Genomic DNA, 16879 nt, shown 5'->3' on the forward strand with positions numbered 1-16879 from the left:
ACTTATTTTTGTAGAAAATTTAAAAAGCTTTATAATCCGCTGAATTGTTTATAAAAAAGTTTATTAGAATCATTGTAGCTATTGGCATACTGGGGCATGAAGCCTTTTTATTGGGTTTCACTTTATTTTATGCAATGCATGGCAGCTTGTGCTTCCTGCCAGGGAACAGAGTAGCCTTTCCCTTTAGCGCAAAATATACTAGAGGATGTATATTCAGGATCGGCCTGTTTATCGTAGCCGATTTGAGTAATAATTTCCGCTGTATTATGGCAAACATCATAGCCATCAAATTGTAGCGACAATGAGCCTTTGCCATTTGTATACGCAGCAAAGACTGTACTATAGCCCATAAATGTAGCAACAGGTGCACGCCCCGTTAATATTACCTGTTGTTCAGTCAAAATTGGTGCATCGAATGTGCCGGCAGCTTGTTGAATATCGGTCATCATACGGCCAATAAAATCGTTAGGCGCCTTTAGCTTGAAGCGGTAATAGGGTTCAAGTAATAGATTTTCAGCTTGTTCAAGGCCTTGACGCAGTGCGCGGAATGTCGCTTCTCGGAAATCGCCGCCATCGGTATGCTTAATATGGGCTCTTCCTGTTAGAAGGGTGAACTGAATATCTGTGACAGGGAAGCCTGTTAAAAGTCCATGATGTTCACGCTCGAATAGGTGCTTTTCAATAAGTCGTTGATGACCGACAGATAAATCATCAGCGTGACAAGCATTGACAAACGTATTGCCAACTCCGCGTGTAGTTGGTGCCATACGTAAATGCACCTCAGCATAATGCTTTAAAGGTTCAAAATGACCATAGCCAGTTACTGTTGATGCAATTGTTTCCATGTATAAAATTTGTGGTTCACCAAATGTAATTGTCAGTGAAAAGCGATCTTTTAGCACTTCACTCAAAACCTCAAGCTGAATAACGCCCATTATATGTACGTGTATTTCCTGAAATTTCTCGTGCCATACAACACGTAACGAGGGCTCCTCCGCTTCAAGTAAACGGAAGATTTTCAGCACTTCCTTAATATGTTGTTGTCCTACATATTGCACCTTCGCTTGTAATGTTGGTATGAGTTCATATGGTTGGGGTCTTAACGAACTGCCCAGTATATCCCCAACATTTGCCTGATTAAGCCCCTTTACTGCAAATATTTCCCCAGCACTTACTACTTGCACCGTTTCAAAGCGATGTCCATTATATAAGCGTATTTCCGTCACTTTTTCAGACGCCTCACCAAATGTAAATTCATCACGCACATGCAGCGTGCCTTGTATTGCTTTCATAAATGTTAAGCGCTGTTGCCCGTCATGACGAATTTTAAAGACCTCTCCTTGAAACGCCTCTTCTTTTTTATAATAAGTTTCAGTCAGGAGGGAAAGTTGCATCAAAAATTCCTTGATGCCAATATCTTTTAAGGCGGACCCGCTAAAGCATGGGAAGGCTAACTCTTCCTGAATCATTGTTTGCAATCGAGTTAGACAAGTGTGGTTTTCCAGCGTTTCAGCAAGGAAAGCATCGAGTAACTGTTCATCGCGTTCAGCGAGCCATTCCTTAACAGGAGTTGATATAGTATCTATGTGAAGCGGTTGCTCTATTAACAAAACGTCAGTAGAGCATTCCTTTTGAAGTTGCGCCATGACTGCTTCGACGTCGGCACCATCACGATCAATTTTATTGATAAAGAACATAGTTGGTACATGGTATTGGCGTAGTAACTGCCACACTGTTTCAGTATGGCCCTGAACCCCCTCGACAGCACTAACGACAATAATGGCATAGTCCATGACTCGAATCGCACGTTCCATTTCAGGGGAGAAATCAACATGCCCGGGTGTATCGATAAGTGTGTATGTATCTTGGCCAATTTGCATGCGGGCTTGTTCAGCAAATATAGTAATGCCCCGAGCACGTTCAATCGCATGATTATCTAAAAAAGTATCCTGGTGATCGACACGTCCACGAGCTTGAATGCTATTTGTATGATAAAGTAACTGCTCCGAGAATGTCGTTTTCCCTGCATCCACATGAGCTAGTACGCCAATTGTTTTGTACATAAAAATCCTCATTTCCATCGTTCATTTCTCTTTATTGTAACAGAATTAATATAAAAAGATTTCATGTAAAATAGTTAGTGTTTATGTTTGAATAGTGCTAGATTATTAACTATTTTTATTATTGGCTATTTTTGTGTGATTGCTATCAAATTTCACTTCTGCTAGTCTTTCAAGTAGAATAAAATAAAAAATATGTAATGGTGCAAATGGCTTAAGTCATTTGCTTAAAAGGGAAATCGGTGCAAATCCGATGCTGTCCCGCAACTGTAAATGGGGAGTCTAGACAACATGCCACTGTAGGAAACTATGGGAAGGTGTATAGATGATGAGCCTAAGCCAGGATACCTGCCAATATGTACAAAATTTACATAGGACCACGAGGATGGTTGTAGTGATTGGTTGAAGAACCTTGGTTAATTCACTATGATATCCTCTTGGAAACAAGAGGGTTTTTTTATATTCTTTTATCTAAATTGCCTTCCAACATGCGCAGGACACTAAATAGCCAAGAAGTCCCTGATTTCTTACTATAACAAATGACACACAAAGGAGAAAACTAAACATGAACAAGTGGAAAGGCATATGGCTTATTCTTACAATTGCGTTGTTAAGCATTTTGGGTGCTTGCAGCAGTAAAGATCAACAAGAATCGGCTGCGCAAAGTGAAAAGGTAGTACCAGCACAAGCCGAGACTACGGAAATTACGATTGACAATAATGATACGACGCAAGTTTATACGGAAGCACCTAAAAAGGCGATTACTTTAAATCAGCATGTCACTGAAATAATGCTGGCTCTAGGCCTAGAAGATTCAATGGTAGGTACAGCTTATTTAGATGATAAAATTTATGAACCGTTACAAGCTGCATATGATAAGGTACCAGTATTAGCAGAACAATATCCGTCAAAAGAACAAGTAATTGATACAGAAGCCGATTTTTTATATGCAGGATGGAAAAGCGGTTTTGGAGAGAAAGGTGTTGGAACACCAGAAGAATTAGAGACACTTGGTATTCATACATATTTACATACATCCTCAAGTATAACGAATCCAACACTGGACGATATTTTTACCGATATTCGTAATATCGCATCCATTTTTCGAGTAGTGGATCGTGGGGAAGCTTTAATTGCGCAAATGACGAAAGAGGTAAAGTCTGTACGAGAAAAATTACCACAGGATCAGGAAGCGCTACGTGTCCTTGTTTATGATAGTGGAGAAAAGGAAGTCTTTACAGCTGCACAAAACTTTATGAATGAGCTTGTTACAGTTGCCGGTGGTCAGAATATCTTTGGCGATGTGGCATCCGGTTGGACAACTGTATCAAAAGAAGATGCAGTAGAACGTAATCCTGAAGTCATTGTTGTTATTGATTACGGTGCTACAACAGCCGAGGAGAAAATCAACTTCCTAAAAAATGATCCAGCGTTAAAAGAAACAGCCGCTGTAAGGAATGCGCGTTTTGTAATTTTACCGCTATCGGCAGCATCAGAAGGGGTACGTGCTGCAGAAGCGATTCATATTTTAGCGCAAGGGTTCTATCCAGAGAATTTCTAACTCTTGTGCATCATATACACGTAAATGGAAATGTAAATCTAAAGTAATTCGTAATAACAAAGGGCTAGCAATTTGCTAGCTCTTTTTCAAAGGGGAAGAGATTAGTGAACGCATTTCGTAATAATATTCCTGAAAAAACATTTGCAACACTCAATGAGAACGGGGAATTTACACGTCTAGCCGTAAGTCCTGGTATTATTAATAAACACTATACACCAGCGCAATTTCAAAAAATTGCAGAAGTTGTTGGTGAGCATGGAACCATTAAATATTCAGCCTCGTACAGTATCCTTTTGTCCGTACCTAGCAATGGAGTAGAGCAGGCAATAAAGTCATTACAAGAAGTTGGCTTGTATATTGCAAAACAAGGTTCGGTAGTTGCGATGAAGGCCTGTGATTTTTGTGATGGTGATAAAATGGAGGCTGCTGCAACTACGGAACAATTATACAATGCATTGGAAGGTATAGACGTTCCTAAAAGAATACGCTTAAATGTAAATGGTTGTGCATCTGCTTGCTATAATGCGGTTTATGACGATATTGGAGTCGTTTATCAGAAGGACAGTTTTGACATCTATTTAGGTGCAGTACCAATGGGTGCTCATGCACAGGCGGGTGCATTATTTGCTAAACGAGTACCGATGCAACATATAACAGGCTTTCTACATCAAATTATTACTTTGTATAAAGAACATGGACGCCAGGAAGAACCGTTTTTTAAATTTTACCGTAGAACAAAAACCGCTGTATTTTGGCAAGCACTAAAAAACGAGTGACTCAAAAGAGCCACCCGTTTTTTTAAGTAAGTTTTTGAATAAATACAACCTTTAAATAATTGAACTCAGGAAATTCACGTGGTACGCGGAAATCCTTTGGTAGGCCGAATTCTTCCACAATTTTATAGCGAGTATTTGTTTCTTTGAAAGCTAGGTCAATAAAGCCTTTAAATTTTTTCATGCCAAAGCTTGCATTATTCGTTGATGCGACAATGATACCATTTTTCTCTGTAATAGCGATGGCATCCATTAGTAATTTAGGATAGTCTTTGGCAGTTGAAAAGGTTATTTGCTTCGTACGTGCAAAGCTAGGTGGATCTAAAACAACAAGATCAAATTTTAAATGATGGCGCTGTGCATATTTAAAATATTGAAATACATCCATCACTTTAATGTCTTGTGCCTCGTAGTCAATGTTATTGACACTAAATTGCTCTATTGTTTTCGCTACACTACGTTTGGCTACGTCTACACTAGTTGTTTTCATTGCTCCTCCAAGAGCCGCTGCAACTGAGAATGCCCCTGTATATGAGAATGTATTCAACATACTTTTATGTTGAGAATAACGCTCACGAATAGTAAGTCGCACTTCACGTTGATCGAGGAAAATACCTGTCATTGCACCATCATTTAAATTAACAGCGTAATTCATGCCGTTTTCCTTCACAATGATTGGAAACTCGCCAGGCGTACCCATCACGAAATCGTCCTGTTCCATATATTGCCCTTTACTATCAAAACGCTTTTTCTCATATACGGCTTTATAGTTTACTGTCTCTGTAAGTGCCTCGTAGACCGCTTCTTTAAATGAATAGATGCCTGCACTGTACCAACTCACCAGATAATAGCCATCAAAAAAGTCAATTGTTAGTCCACCAATACCATCACCTTCACCATTAAAGACCCTGAAGGCAGTAGTATTTCCATTATTAAAGAAAGCTTCACGATTTTGAATGGCTTTTTTAATTTTTTTGACAAAAAACGCTATATCTATTTCTTCATTAGCGTCAGGCGTTAATATCCAGCCGATACCTTTATTTTGTATACCATAATAGCCTGTACCAATAAAACGGTTATGGATATCAGTGATTCGCAATAGGGCTCCTTCTTCTTGAGGAAGTTTACGTACGTCAACCGCTTCTTTTGAAATAAGCGGATAGCCTTTTTTTAATGGTCCAGCAAATTGATTGTTAATTTGTAATGCAATAGTTTGTGTCATGTTGTCATCCTTTAAAAACATTTTGCTCTATTATCTCATTGTTTGGTAGTGTTAGACAAACTTATTTCATAAATGCAGCGATTTTTTCAACAGTATCAATAGTAGCTACTTCGAAAAACTCCATTTTGCTGAAGTAACTATGGATCAGTCCAGCCATTTTTACATGTTTGACAATTACACCCGCAGCGGCTAATTTTTGTGCATAGGCAAGGCCTTCATCAAAGAGTACATCTGCTTCTGCCGCTATGATGATTGTCTTAGGTAAGACGCTCACATCTTCAAGAAGCAGTGGAGATACAAGTGGATTTGTATAGTTATCAACCTCTGTATAATGACTAGCAAACCATTTCATTCCTAATTTGTCTAAGCCAAAGTGTTCACCAAAAGTAGCGTAAGAAGTAGTAGTAAAATCAATATTTGTGACTGGATAAATAAGTGCCTGGGCTGAAATTTTGGGTCCATTTAAGACGGCAGCTAAATAGGCGACAACCGTTGCTAAATTACCACCAGCGCTATCTCCTGCAACTGTCATACGCGATGCATCCCCACCAAAAGTTACTATGTGTTCATATACCCAAAGTAAGCCATCATAAGCATCAAGCAGTGGTGTTGGAAAGGAATATTCAGGGGCTAAACGGTAATCTACTGATACGACGATTGCTTGTGCTTTTTCAGCGAGTAATTGGCAACCTGCATCAGCGGACTCTAAATCACCAAATACCCAGCCTCCACCGTGGTAATACACAATAACGGGTAATAATTTGCCAACAACAGGTGTATAAATACGTACATTAATTTCTGCTCCATCACGCACCGTTATTCGTTTATCGATAATCGAAGCAAGTTGTGGGACGCGAGTAGATTGCCATTTGGGGACAGCTCGAATAGCTCTTGCTTGTTGGGGCGTTATTTCATAATAATGCTTACCCGAATCAGTTGCATTGATATAGCTTACAGCTTCATTCGTTAACCATGTCATGCTTATCAGTCCTTTATCTTTACGTTTGTTAATCTTATTATAAACTATTCGTATAATTTTACTAGGATTTAATAACGAAAAAGAAAATAAATTTATTATTGAGCTGAAATAATGCGGTTGTATAGCAAAAATATGTTTATAATATAATGAACTAGTTAACTAGGAGGGAACAAAATGATTTCTTTAATTGTAGCACATGATGAAAAGTACGTAATTGGTTACGAAAATGGTATGCCGTGGCATCTCCCAGGCGATTTACAATACTTTAAGGAAAAAACAATGGGCAAGCCTATGATCATGGGACGCAAAACGTTTGAATCCATAGGCAGACCGCTTCCGGGGCGTCGCAATATTGTCATCAGCCGTGACGAAAGTTATCATGCTGACGGTATTGAAACAGTAACAAGTTTACAGGCAGCTATCGATCTTGCAGGGGATGTACCAGAAATTATGATCATTGGTGGCGAACAAATTTTCCGCTTATCCATGCCAATAACAGATCGAATATACGTCACAAAAATTAATCATACGTTTAATGGGGATACATACTTCCCGAAATATGAAGAGGACTTTATGGAAGTTTCGTCACAACAACCGGAGACAGCACCAGAAGGATACACGTTTCAATATCAGATTTTTGAACGAAAAGCTCAAATTCATTAATCATTCGTATACAGTGCTAGTCAGTCATAATCAAGGTGGGGCTGTCTAAAATGTCCTTTAAAACAATAAAATATGACCTTCGTATATGGTAAAAATCCGCTTCGCTTTCCCACAAGCAATGCATGAGCCACTAACGCTCCCTGCTGGTCTCATGCTCTTGCTTTTTCCTACTCCTGTACTACGTTTCAATCACGTTTTCGTTGCAAATACGATACGCAGGGGTCTACGCGGATTTTTACGTTTACATCCAAAAAACTGCCTACTTGGATATAGCTAAGCAAGTTGTTTTTACTTTTGGGACAGCCCATTTTACTATAGGTAAAAATAGATACAGGCATACATGGAACCACAACCTGCTAAAACAAAGAGGTGCCAGATTGTATGGTTGTAGGGAAGGGAGCGCCATGCGTAAAAAATAGCACCAACTGTATAAAAAAGACCACCAGCTAATAATAGGGAGAAGCCATGATTCCCTAAGTACAAATAAAGGGGCTTTATGGCAAATATAATGAGCCAGCCCATACCGATGTAAAACAGTAGAGACAAAATTTCAAAGCGATTGATAAAAAAGCATTTAAAGAGTACGCCCAGAATGGCAAGTGTCCATATAATACAAAGTAACGTAACGCCTAAGCTGCCACCAATAGCGAGTAATAGAAAAGGTGTATAGGTGCCTGCGATTAAAATATAGATAGAAGAATGGTCGAGGATGGCAAAAAAGTACTTGTATTTTTCAGGCATACTATGGAGTAGAGTCGACATTAAAAATAAGATGATGACGGAAGCACCAAATACACTAAAAGTTACAATATGCATGGCACTGCCATGTCGAACACCTGCTAAAATCAGGACAATGAGGGCAGGAATACTAGCTATAAAACCGACGCCGTGGGTAATAGCGTTCCAGAGCTCTTCTTTCCACGTTTTATAGTCAAATGAATTCATCATTGTGAACACGTCCTTTCGTTACTATTACTATACCCCGATAACTTACGTTCGACTATTTACATTTGTCATATCTTTCATGTCAAAAGTGTCATACCGATTTTCTAACTTTTTAAGAGGCAATTATTAGACAAATTCAACTAAAAAAAGCTATAGTATCAAAGGTAAAGTCCTCGAAAAAGACTAGGAATTGACATGTCAAATGACAAATGTCATGTTTACATATTGAAACATTAGTCTATATAATAATTTTAATGAAGTAAAAGGATGTGTCAAAGTGGGACGAATTCATATTGTAACGGACTCAACTTGCGATTTAACTAAAGAAGAAGTAGCACAACACGGTATACATATTGTGCCGTTAACGATCCAAATTGATGGGAAAACGTATATAGACGGCGTAAATTTAGAGCCACAACCATTTTTAGGCTTAATGAAGGAAGCCAAAGATTTACCAAAAAGCTCGCAACCTGCACCAGGGAAATTTAAAGAATTATATGATGATCTGGGTAAAGATGGCGATCAAATCATTTCAATTCATATGACAGGTGGCATGAGTGGTACTGTAGAGTCTGCTCGACAAGCTGCTCAAATGACAGATGCAAATGTCACAGTTATCGATTCACGCTTTATCGCAATTGGACTTGCCATTCAATTAAGAGAAGCGATAAAAATGCGCGATGCGGGAGCTACAGTTGAACAAATCGTCGCACGCCTTGACCAAGTACGAGACAATACTCATTTATATGTAATTGTTGATACGCTCGAAAATCTTATTAAAGGTGGACGTATCGGTAAAGGAACAGGCTTTATTGGTTCGCTGCTCAATATTAAAGTTATTGCGAACTTAGAAGGTGGGGCCTATAACCCTGTGTCAAAAGTACGTAGTCATAAACAAGTAGTGAATTTCTTATTTAAGCAATTCCAAGCAGATACAGCTGGTAAAACCGTGAAGGCGGTTGGGATTTCCCATGCTGATGGTTTGACAACTATGGGTGGACCATTAAAAGAATTAATAGAAAGCACAGGTTTTGATGAAGTAGAAATTGCTTTTACATCACCAATTATTTCTACACATACTGGTCCAGGTGCGATTGGATTTATTTATTTTTCAGAATAATAGTCAAGAGCTGCTACATAAATAATTGTAGTGGCTTTTTATTTACTTTCAAGAAGTATGCCAATGCCTACAGAAATATGGAGAGGGCGTCATAGTAGTTATAGGGTGAATAGGAAATTTGTGCGGTGATGACAGTCTGTTATCTGAGGCAAATTTTTTAAAAGACGAATAAGCAAAAACTTGGAGTTCTAAAACGGAAGATAAGGGGAAAAATGTGGTTTTAGTGGGATGAAACAGATGAATTTATTTCTAAAGCGAAGCATAGTCGCTTTTCATTGCAGCGTGAACTATCTATAATAGTAGTAACAGTAAAAGATGGAAGGTGGTCAAATGGACATCTGGCGAGTAATTTTGTCATGTTTGATCGTCTTAGTACTAAGTGGTTGTGCTATTTCAATAGATGAACCGAATCCGCAGACTGAACCAGTAGGTGATCAGGCAGCGACGGAGCAAGATATGAGACAGGATGAGCAACAAACAGAAGACGAGGCTGAACCCTCTAGCAATATGTTGACGCAAATTTTTGAACATTTTTTTGAACCTTCACCAGAGGATTTACGGCAAATTGATGATGAAAATGCAAAGCAACTACATTACTTGGCACTAGGTGATTCTTTAACAGATGGTGTTGGTGATGAGTATAGTCAAGACGGTTATGTTGGAAGATTAGCAGATTCCTTACTCACTTGGCCTTCGATTTCAGAAGTTGAAGTTGATAATCGAGGAAAAAGGGGAAGACGTAGTGATCAGCTATTAAAATTAGTGAAAAAAGGGCATTATGATGAAGAGTTGCAACAAGCACAACTCATTTCACTGACAATGGGTGGCAATGATGTGATGAAGGTTGTCAAACAGGATCTATTTAATTTAAAACGAGATGCGTTTGATGCTGAATTACAGGCCTATGAAAAACGTTATAGTAAAATTATTGATGGTATTCGTGCAAAAAACCCAACAGTACCTTTACTACTTGTTGGCTTTTATAATCCATTCTCTATTGTCACAAATGAGGCCAATGAGTTTGATACAATTATTACGGAGTGGAATAACGTAATTGAAAGGGTAGCTAGTAAGGATTCAAATGCATGCTATGTATCAGTGGAAGATTTGTTCGATTCGAACGAAGAACTCGTATATCATACGGATTTCTTTCATCCGAACGCAAAAGGTTATGAAAAAATGAAAGAGCGAATTTTAGAAGCAATGGGGCAATGCAAAATGGAAAAGAAGATTAACAAGGAAATAGGCTTCGAGGAGTGACAAAATGAATAAATGGAAATTCGCATTTTTCGCGTTAGCGGGAACGGTACTTTTTGCGATCCTCCTCGTCGTTTATTTAGCTACGAAACCAGTAGATGGAGTAAATTTAGCGAAGAGTTCAGAAAGTGAAGAAATAAAAGGGAATGTACTAGTCGTTCAAACCACAACCAAAGAATTTGAGTCGATATCGAAGAAGTATTTAAAAGATACGGCTATGGGTTCACCGTTACCAATTGATTTCACAATTGGCGATGACATTCAACTAAAGAGTAAATTGACTGTATTTTATACAGAAATCCCAATTACGATGAATTTTGAGCCGATTGTGGATGAGAAAGGCAATATTATATTAAAGCAAACAGAGATGAATGTCGGCCTATTGAATATTCCACCGGAGACGACGATGAAAATTATGCGTGATTCGGTGGAATTCCCTTCATGGATAACAGTGAATCCAAATAAAGCGGAAATTTACATTGATTTATCACGTGTAAATATTGCTACTGGATCACGTGTTCGCGCAAAGGAATTAGACTTACCAAACGATAAGATTTTACTGGAAATTATCGTTCCTGGTCAATAAGGAGTGAAAACAATGGCAATGCAATATGCAACGTTTGCGGGTGGCTGTTTTTGGTGCATGGTCAAGCCATTCGATGAGACACTAGGTATAGAATCCGTGATTTCTGGCTACACAGGGGGACATGTTGAAAACCCAACATATGAACAAGTGTGCTCTGAAACAACAGGTCATCTAGAAGCTGTTCAGATTATGTTCGATGATGAGCTTTATTCGTACGAGCAACTACTGTCAACATTTTGGGCATTAATCGACCCTACAGATGCTGGGGGGCAATTTTATGATCGTGGAGAGTCTTACACAACGGCGATTTTTTATCATGATGAAGAACAACGTGAATTGGCAGAACGCTCAAAGGCTGATTTAGCAGCATCAGGGAAATTTAATAAACCGATTGCTGTGAGAATTTTACCGGCAAGTACATTTTATGCAGCAGAAAATTACCATCAATATTATTATAAAAAAAATCCAATGCACTATGAACGTTATGCAGTCGGTTCTGGTCGCAAAGCGTTTCAAGAGCAACACTGGGGGCACAGAAAATGACCAAAGAACAACGTTTAAAAGAACTAACAGATATGCAGTACTATGTGACACAGGAAAATGGGACAGAACCACCGTTTCGCAATGAGTATGATCAGCATTTTGAAGATGGCATTTATGTCGATATTGTTTCGGGCAAGCCATTGTTTAGCTCACTCGATAAGTTCGACGCAGGTTGTGGCTGGCCAGCATTTGCTAAACCGATTGTTAAGGAAGAAGTGACAGAGAAATTTGATACAACACATGGGATGCGTCGTGTAGAAGTGCGTAGTAAAGAGGCTGATTCACATTTAGGACATGTCTTCCCAGATGGCCCAATGGAACTAGGGGGCTTGCGTTATTGCATTAACTCTGCAGCTCTGCGTTTCATCCCTAAAGAGAATCTTGAAAAAGAAGGCTATGCTGAGTATATTTCATTGTTTAAATAATAAAAGCTCCTAGTACTAGGCACTTCAGAATGTAGTCAAACTCAACGAAATTTGAGTTTGGCTACATTTTCTTTTGAGAATAAATAGTAAGAAACCATCATTTCCGCTACAGCCCGCGCTTTTCGCGGGAAAGACTTCAGACTCCTTGTTGCTACGCTCCGACCCGAGCGAAAGTTGCGAGTAGCCTAGCGAAAAGGCAGGAGACCTGAGCGAAAGTTGCTTATAGCCGAGCGAAACGACAGGAGACCCGAGCGGTATTTGCTTATAGCCGAACGAAAACCGTACTAGGTTTTTTTATGAACTTTCTACGACTTTTCTAGAATTACTTAGGGGCAAGTGGAGGTGTGCTTCATATTGGTGGTGTCCATGCTAACCTTGAAATACATTATCAAGGTCTATAAACACTCGGCATACTGCCTAATTCTTGTCGGTGACACAAAAAAGAATGTCCCTGAAAGAGACATTCTTATAGGTGTTACACTTTAAATTCACTCACGACATTACGTAGGCTATCTGCCTGGTGAGCCAGCTCTGCCGCTGCTGCGTTGATTTCTTGCATAGATGCAGAACCCTGTGTTGCGGCAGCAGCTGATGTAACGGTATTACTAGCTGTTTGCTCAGTGAACGCATTCATATGTACAAAATCGCTTGCAACGGCATTACTATAATCAAGTGTTAACGCAATTTTCTCTACCATTTCGGTAATAATTGTCGTTGTTTCTTTGGTATGCGCTAAAATATTCGACAGCGATTGATTTGTTTCATTGGTTACTTCAACTCCTCGAATGACAGAGATAACCCCTTCATGGTTTTGCGAAATAATCGATGTCACTTCATCTTGAATAGACGTTACAATAGAGGTCACTTCTTTCGCAGCTGATTGAGACTGCTCAGCTAACTTCCGAACTTCATCTGCAACAACAGCAAAGCCTCTCCCATGATCACCTGCACGAGCAGCTTCAATTGCTGCATTTAATGCAAGGAGATTAGTTTGCTCGGAAATAGCAGTTATTGTACTGATAATTGATGTTATATCTGTAGATTTGCGACCCAGTGCCTCGACGGTTGTAGTAGTAGATGCCATAGTTTCTTCAATAGACTGCATAACCATAGAGGATTGCTGGACTGAACGACTGCCTTCGTCGGCGGCTTGTTGCATGGCAAGTGAAGCTTGCTGTACCCCAGTCGTTAGCTCAGTTAACTGATGCATAGAATGTTCCAAATCACTCATTTTCTGTTGTGCACTGGTCATACTATGAATCGTATTTTCACTATCACTTGCAATATCTGCTGTCGTATCTGCAATATTTTGAATCGTCCGTGCATTATCCTCTGCCAATGCCATGAGTTCCTGACTACTGCTTGAAACGTGATCAGCAAGCTGACTCACGCGTTTAATGAGGTTCGAAATAGAGATAATTAGTGTATTTGTCGATGCAGCAATGACTGAGAATTCATCATTGTTCCGTACATGGACGCGTCGTGTTAGATCACCACCAGCTTGTGCAATATCTAGAATCGAGTGGTTAATAGCTGATGTATTGTTTTTTAATGATTTAAATAACATATAGCCAAACGTAAGCATCGCAATTAGGCCGACCATCGATATGATAAAAAATGTCATATTTGAAACTCTGATTTGTTGATTGAGTTTACTTAGTTTTGCTTTATTGGATTCATCCATAACAGAGTTGATTGATTCAATATTATTATCAATATGGATTTTCATAGTTTCACCGGTACCGTTCATCATGAGCTTACGAGCTTGTTCGAGTCCAATTTCATCACGCATTGTCATTACTTTTTTAGAGTACTCAAGGTAGTTTTTGTAGTATTGACCGATTGCTTGCATATGGCCCAGTTCGAGTTCACGATCTGCAAATTTTTCTTGTAAAGCGCCAATTTTTTTATTGATAGCATCAATTTTCATATTATAGGAAGTTGAATAACTGCCGTTTCCGGTGATTAAATAGGCTTGTTCAAGATTGGTTAATCTAGCGATTTCATAGGCAAGTTGGTTGACCGTTAATTGTTCTTGTACATTTTTCTCTGTGAAATCTTTCATTTGTTGTTGCAGATTTGTAATGTTGACGTACGATAATATACCCATTACAGCATTAATAAGGATAAGTAGTGTGAAAATAATCAACACTTTCCCGCGGATTAAATGATAAAAACGTTGTCGTTTTTCTTTAGTAGGAGGGAGATTAGGCCTACTACCCTTTGAATTTGGACTTTTTCTTTTGAAAAAGCCAGATTCAAAGAGAGAAGGGCGTTTTTTCGTTGAATTACTTCGATTATTAGAGTTTTGCATCGCCATCACCTTCCTAAATTTGTATAGTCGATTTCAATTTTATCGCATTATGCTAAATATTTCTATTATATTTTCATAAAATTTTCATTTTTCTGATAAAAAAGCAAGTTATCTTTCTGTGAGGATAGTCATAACAAATGAACTTAAAATATTCTATTATACCTAATAGGAAAAAATACTTAAAAGAAAATAAAAAATTTTTTATGACGAATTGTAATTTTTTTGATAAACTAGCGAAAAGAAAAATGTGGGATCAGGAGGTACTTTTCGGATATGAAAAAAAGCTTTTATTTATATGTATTAACATTTCGAGGGGGAGATTGGTCAGATAGAAAGGTACGTTTTGCAGAAGAGATGTTTCATGAGCATAATTTTCCAAAGCAAAGTGCGGATTTTGATGAGCTGTCTACATATATCGAAACATATGCAACAGATAATTTAACTACGGAAGTATTTGATGAATTATGGGATTTATATGTGGGTCATGAACAATAAATCGGAATACTTTGATTACTCTTTCTTTTTAAGTTGCTAGACGTCTATCATTGCGTAAATATGAGAAACAAAGTATCATTTAAAGTGATAACTGACAGAAAAGAGGGATTGCAGTATGAGTATTCATATTAATGCAAAAAAAGGCGAAATCGCTGACACAATTTTACTTCCAGGGGATCCGCTGCGTGCAAAATACATCGCAGAAACTTTTTTAGAGGATGTTACTTGTTATAACGAAGTTCGTAATATGTTTGGTTATACAGGTACGTATAAAGGTAAACGTATTTCTGTACAAGGTACTGGTATGGGTGTGCCATCTATTTCGATTTATGCAACTGAGTTAATGCAAGAATATGATGTTCAAAAATTAATTCGCGTAGGTACTTGTGGTGCAATTCAAAAAGACGTAAAAGTTCGCGACGTAATTTTAGCTCAGGCAGCTACATCTGATACGCGTATGAATCAAATCATCTGGGGTGGCGCTATCGATTTTGCACCAATCGCAGATTTTGATTTATTATTAAAAGCGTATAATGCAGGTAAAGAAGCTGGCCTAAAATTACAGGTAGGGAATATCTTCACTGCAGATTTATTCTACTCTGATGAACACCAAAATGAAAAGCTAGCTAAATACGGCGTATTAGCAGTTGAAATGGAATCAGCAGCGCTTTACACGCTAGCGGCGAAGTTTGGCCGTAAAGCACTTTCTGTCTTAACAGTAAGTGACCACATCATTACTGGAGAAGTAACAACTTCAGAAGAACGCCAAACGACGTTCAATGATATGATTGTGGTAGCGTTAGACGCAGCTATTCAAGACTAAGTATATCAAGGGTTTATGAATTGCAATATATTTCAAAGTACCCATAAGTGCCCAAACTAAAATATAACATTTGAAAAATACTCAATGAGTGACCGAAAATATCGGAGCTTGTTGGGTATTTTTTATTTTTAGTATTTCGAACCTAGCTTCTTCCTTCTGCTCTTGAGCTACATGAGAGTACTTATTGTGTGTTTCATGAATGATTACGTGTCCAAGCTGTTCTTGAAAGACTTTGATATTTATAATCTTAGAGAGCATGTACGAGGCGAAAGTATGTCGCAAACTATGAAAGGTAATTGAAGGAAGATTGTGTTGTTTAACAATATTGCTCCATTGTTTACATGCGGTCATGATAGTTAGGGTGACTATTGTCCTTAGAGAACACGAAATAAATGGGCTTCCCTGGTTTATCTAAAATAGGATTAAATTTATCCCCAAGCTTTTTCTAACTTCTTTTTCTTGAGCTCAATGTATTCTTGAAACTCGGTCATAAGATTTTTAGGGGCATGTACGACTCTGTGTAGTAATTTATACGCTTCGTTTTAGCACGCTTAGGTTTGTTCGTCATTGTACATAGGTTCACCTCAAGGCAACCCCATTCAATCGCTTTATTAAACATGGTATTCATTAGTACAAACATTTCTATCAGCGAGCTTGCTTTTGCTTTTTCTGTTCCACGAAAAAAATTAATTTGTGTTGGTGTTATTTTGTGAAGCAACATATCCCAAAGAAATCTAGTAATCCTTGTTATAAGTAGTTTTCATAAGTATTTCGGGATTTTACTTTTAGTTCAACCTCTACATAATCACTCATGAATTGTTCTGAAAAGCTTTTGAATGAGTGTTTCTTTAGTTTGCCGAATACCTGAGATTCTGTATCAAGTGAATTGTAAGCCCGTAATCAAATAACGCATATAATCATTCAAGCACCTCCGGTACGATAGACGTATCAAATGAAGGAGATGCTTTCTTATGCCGATTACCAAACTAACAATTGTCCCCGTGACACTAAATCCTATCACTGATGAATCTTCACCTATCATGCCAACAAAAAATACCCCTGGTCCGAGCTGTGTCATCAAAACAGCGAGTGCTGAAATTTCCTTCTTCAATG

Annotated in this window: 16 protein-coding genes and 1 riboswitch; of the genes, 10 read left to right on the forward strand and 6 right to left on the reverse strand. The window is 38.4% G+C overall.

Annotated features, from left to right (window positions below):
* Positions 1–122: 122 nt before the first annotated feature.
* Complete coding sequence (locus C9J35_RS17710) at positions 123–2063, reverse strand: elongation factor G (RefSeq protein WP_107925658.1); 1941 nt, start codon at positions 2061–2063, stop codon at positions 123–125.
* Between the two features lie 181 nt (positions 2064–2244).
* Positions 2245–2430: riboswitch (cobalamin riboswitch) on the forward strand.
* 195 nt (positions 2431–2625) lie between these two features.
* Between C9J35_RS17710 and C9J35_RS17715 the strand changes: the two genes are divergently transcribed.
* Together C9J35_RS17715 and C9J35_RS17720 are read left to right on the forward strand one after the other, a co-directional pair.
* Complete coding sequence (locus C9J35_RS17715) at positions 2626–3621, forward strand: ABC transporter substrate-binding protein (RefSeq protein WP_107925626.1); 996 nt, start codon at positions 2626–2628, stop codon at positions 3619–3621.
* Positions 3622–3725: 104 nt separating this feature from the next.
* On the forward strand, positions 3726–4397 hold the full coding sequence (locus C9J35_RS17720; RefSeq protein WP_107925628.1) for a nitrite/sulfite reductase domain-containing protein: 672 nt from the start codon (positions 3726–3728) through the stop codon (positions 4395–4397).
* 22 nt (positions 4398–4419) lie between these two features.
* On the opposite strand, the gene C9J35_RS17725 is transcribed toward C9J35_RS17720, so the two are convergent.
* Entirely contained in the window at positions 4420–5616 is a 1197-nt protein-coding gene (locus tag C9J35_RS17725; RefSeq protein ID WP_107925630.1) for a class I SAM-dependent rRNA methyltransferase, read from the reverse strand.
* A gap of 61 nt (positions 5617–5677) precedes the next feature.
* Positions 5678–6595: an alpha/beta hydrolase gene (locus C9J35_RS17730; RefSeq protein WP_107925632.1), complete on the reverse strand. Its 918-nt coding sequence runs from the start codon at positions 6593–6595 to the stop codon at positions 5678–5680.
* A gap of 174 nt (positions 6596–6769) precedes the next feature.
* Here C9J35_RS17730 and C9J35_RS17735 point away from each other — a divergent pair, with 174 nt between their 5' ends.
* Positions 6770–7258 carry a dihydrofolate reductase gene (locus C9J35_RS17735; RefSeq protein WP_054768373.1) on the forward strand — a complete coding sequence of 163 codons (489 nt, stop codon included), beginning with the start codon at positions 6770–6772 and terminating at the stop codon, positions 7256–7258.
* 312 nt (positions 7259–7570) lie between these two features.
* On the opposite strand, the gene trhA is transcribed toward C9J35_RS17735, so the two are convergent.
* Positions 7571–8206, reverse strand: a complete 636-nt coding sequence (gene trhA, locus C9J35_RS17740; protein WP_107925634.1) for a PAQR family membrane homeostasis protein TrhA — start codon at positions 8204–8206, stop codon at positions 7571–7573.
* A 274-nt stretch (positions 8207–8480) separates the two neighbouring features.
* On the opposite strand from trhA, the gene C9J35_RS17745 reads away from it, so the two are divergent.
* From C9J35_RS17745 to msrB, 5 genes are all read left to right on the forward strand, one after another.
* The gene (locus C9J35_RS17745) at positions 8481–9323 is read left to right on the forward strand and encodes a DegV family protein (protein ID WP_054768374.1); all 843 of its coding nucleotides are present in this window, start codon (positions 8481–8483) and stop codon (positions 9321–9323) included.
* Between the two features lie 330 nt (positions 9324–9653).
* Entirely contained in the window at positions 9654–10583 is a 930-nt protein-coding gene (locus tag C9J35_RS17750) for a GDSL-type esterase/lipase family protein (RefSeq protein WP_235616357.1), read from the forward strand.
* A 4-nt stretch (positions 10584–10587) separates the two neighbouring features.
* On the forward strand, positions 10588–11166 hold the full coding sequence (locus tag C9J35_RS17755) for a YpmS family protein (protein ID WP_054768375.1): 579 nt from the start codon (positions 10588–10590) through the stop codon (positions 11164–11166).
* Positions 11167–11178: 12 nt separating this feature from the next.
* Complete coding sequence (gene msrA / locus C9J35_RS17760; protein ID WP_107925638.1) at positions 11179–11709, forward strand: peptide-methionine (S)-S-oxide reductase MsrA; 531 nt, start codon at positions 11179–11181, stop codon at positions 11707–11709.
* Entirely contained in the window at positions 11706–12134 is a 429-nt protein-coding gene (gene msrB / locus C9J35_RS17765) for a peptide-methionine (R)-S-oxide reductase MsrB (protein WP_107925640.1), read from the forward strand. The genes msrA and msrB overlap by 4 nt, the downstream gene beginning before the upstream one ends.
* A 475-nt stretch (positions 12135–12609) precedes the next feature.
* On the opposite strand, the gene C9J35_RS17770 is transcribed toward msrB, so the two are convergent.
* Positions 12610–14448, reverse strand: a complete 1839-nt coding sequence (locus tag C9J35_RS17770; protein ID WP_107925642.1) for a methyl-accepting chemotaxis protein — start codon at positions 14446–14448, stop codon at positions 12610–12612.
* A 273-nt stretch (positions 14449–14721) separates the two neighbouring features.
* Between C9J35_RS17770 and C9J35_RS17775 the strand changes: the two genes are divergently transcribed.
* Complete coding sequence (locus tag C9J35_RS17775) at positions 14722–14943, forward strand: YozE family protein (RefSeq protein ID WP_107925644.1); 222 nt, start codon at positions 14722–14724, stop codon at positions 14941–14943.
* Positions 14944–15058: 115 nt separating this feature from the next.
* Complete coding sequence (gene deoD / locus C9J35_RS17780; protein ID WP_107925646.1) at positions 15059–15766, forward strand: purine-nucleoside phosphorylase; 708 nt, start codon at positions 15059–15061, stop codon at positions 15764–15766.
* 81 nt (positions 15767–15847) lie between these two features.
* Here the strand turns inward: deoD and C9J35_RS24915 are convergent, their stop codons facing one another.
* A complete protein-coding gene (locus C9J35_RS24915; protein ID WP_054768376.1) occupies positions 15848–16117 on the reverse strand; it encodes a tyrosine-type recombinase/integrase in 270 nt (89 codons plus the stop codon).
* Positions 16118–16879 lie beyond the last annotated feature (762 nt).

Source organism: Lysinibacillus parviboronicapiens (genome assembly GCF_003049575.1).
Taxonomy (GTDB): Bacteria; Bacillota; Bacilli; order Bacillales_A; family Planococcaceae; genus Lysinibacillus; species Lysinibacillus parviboronicapiens.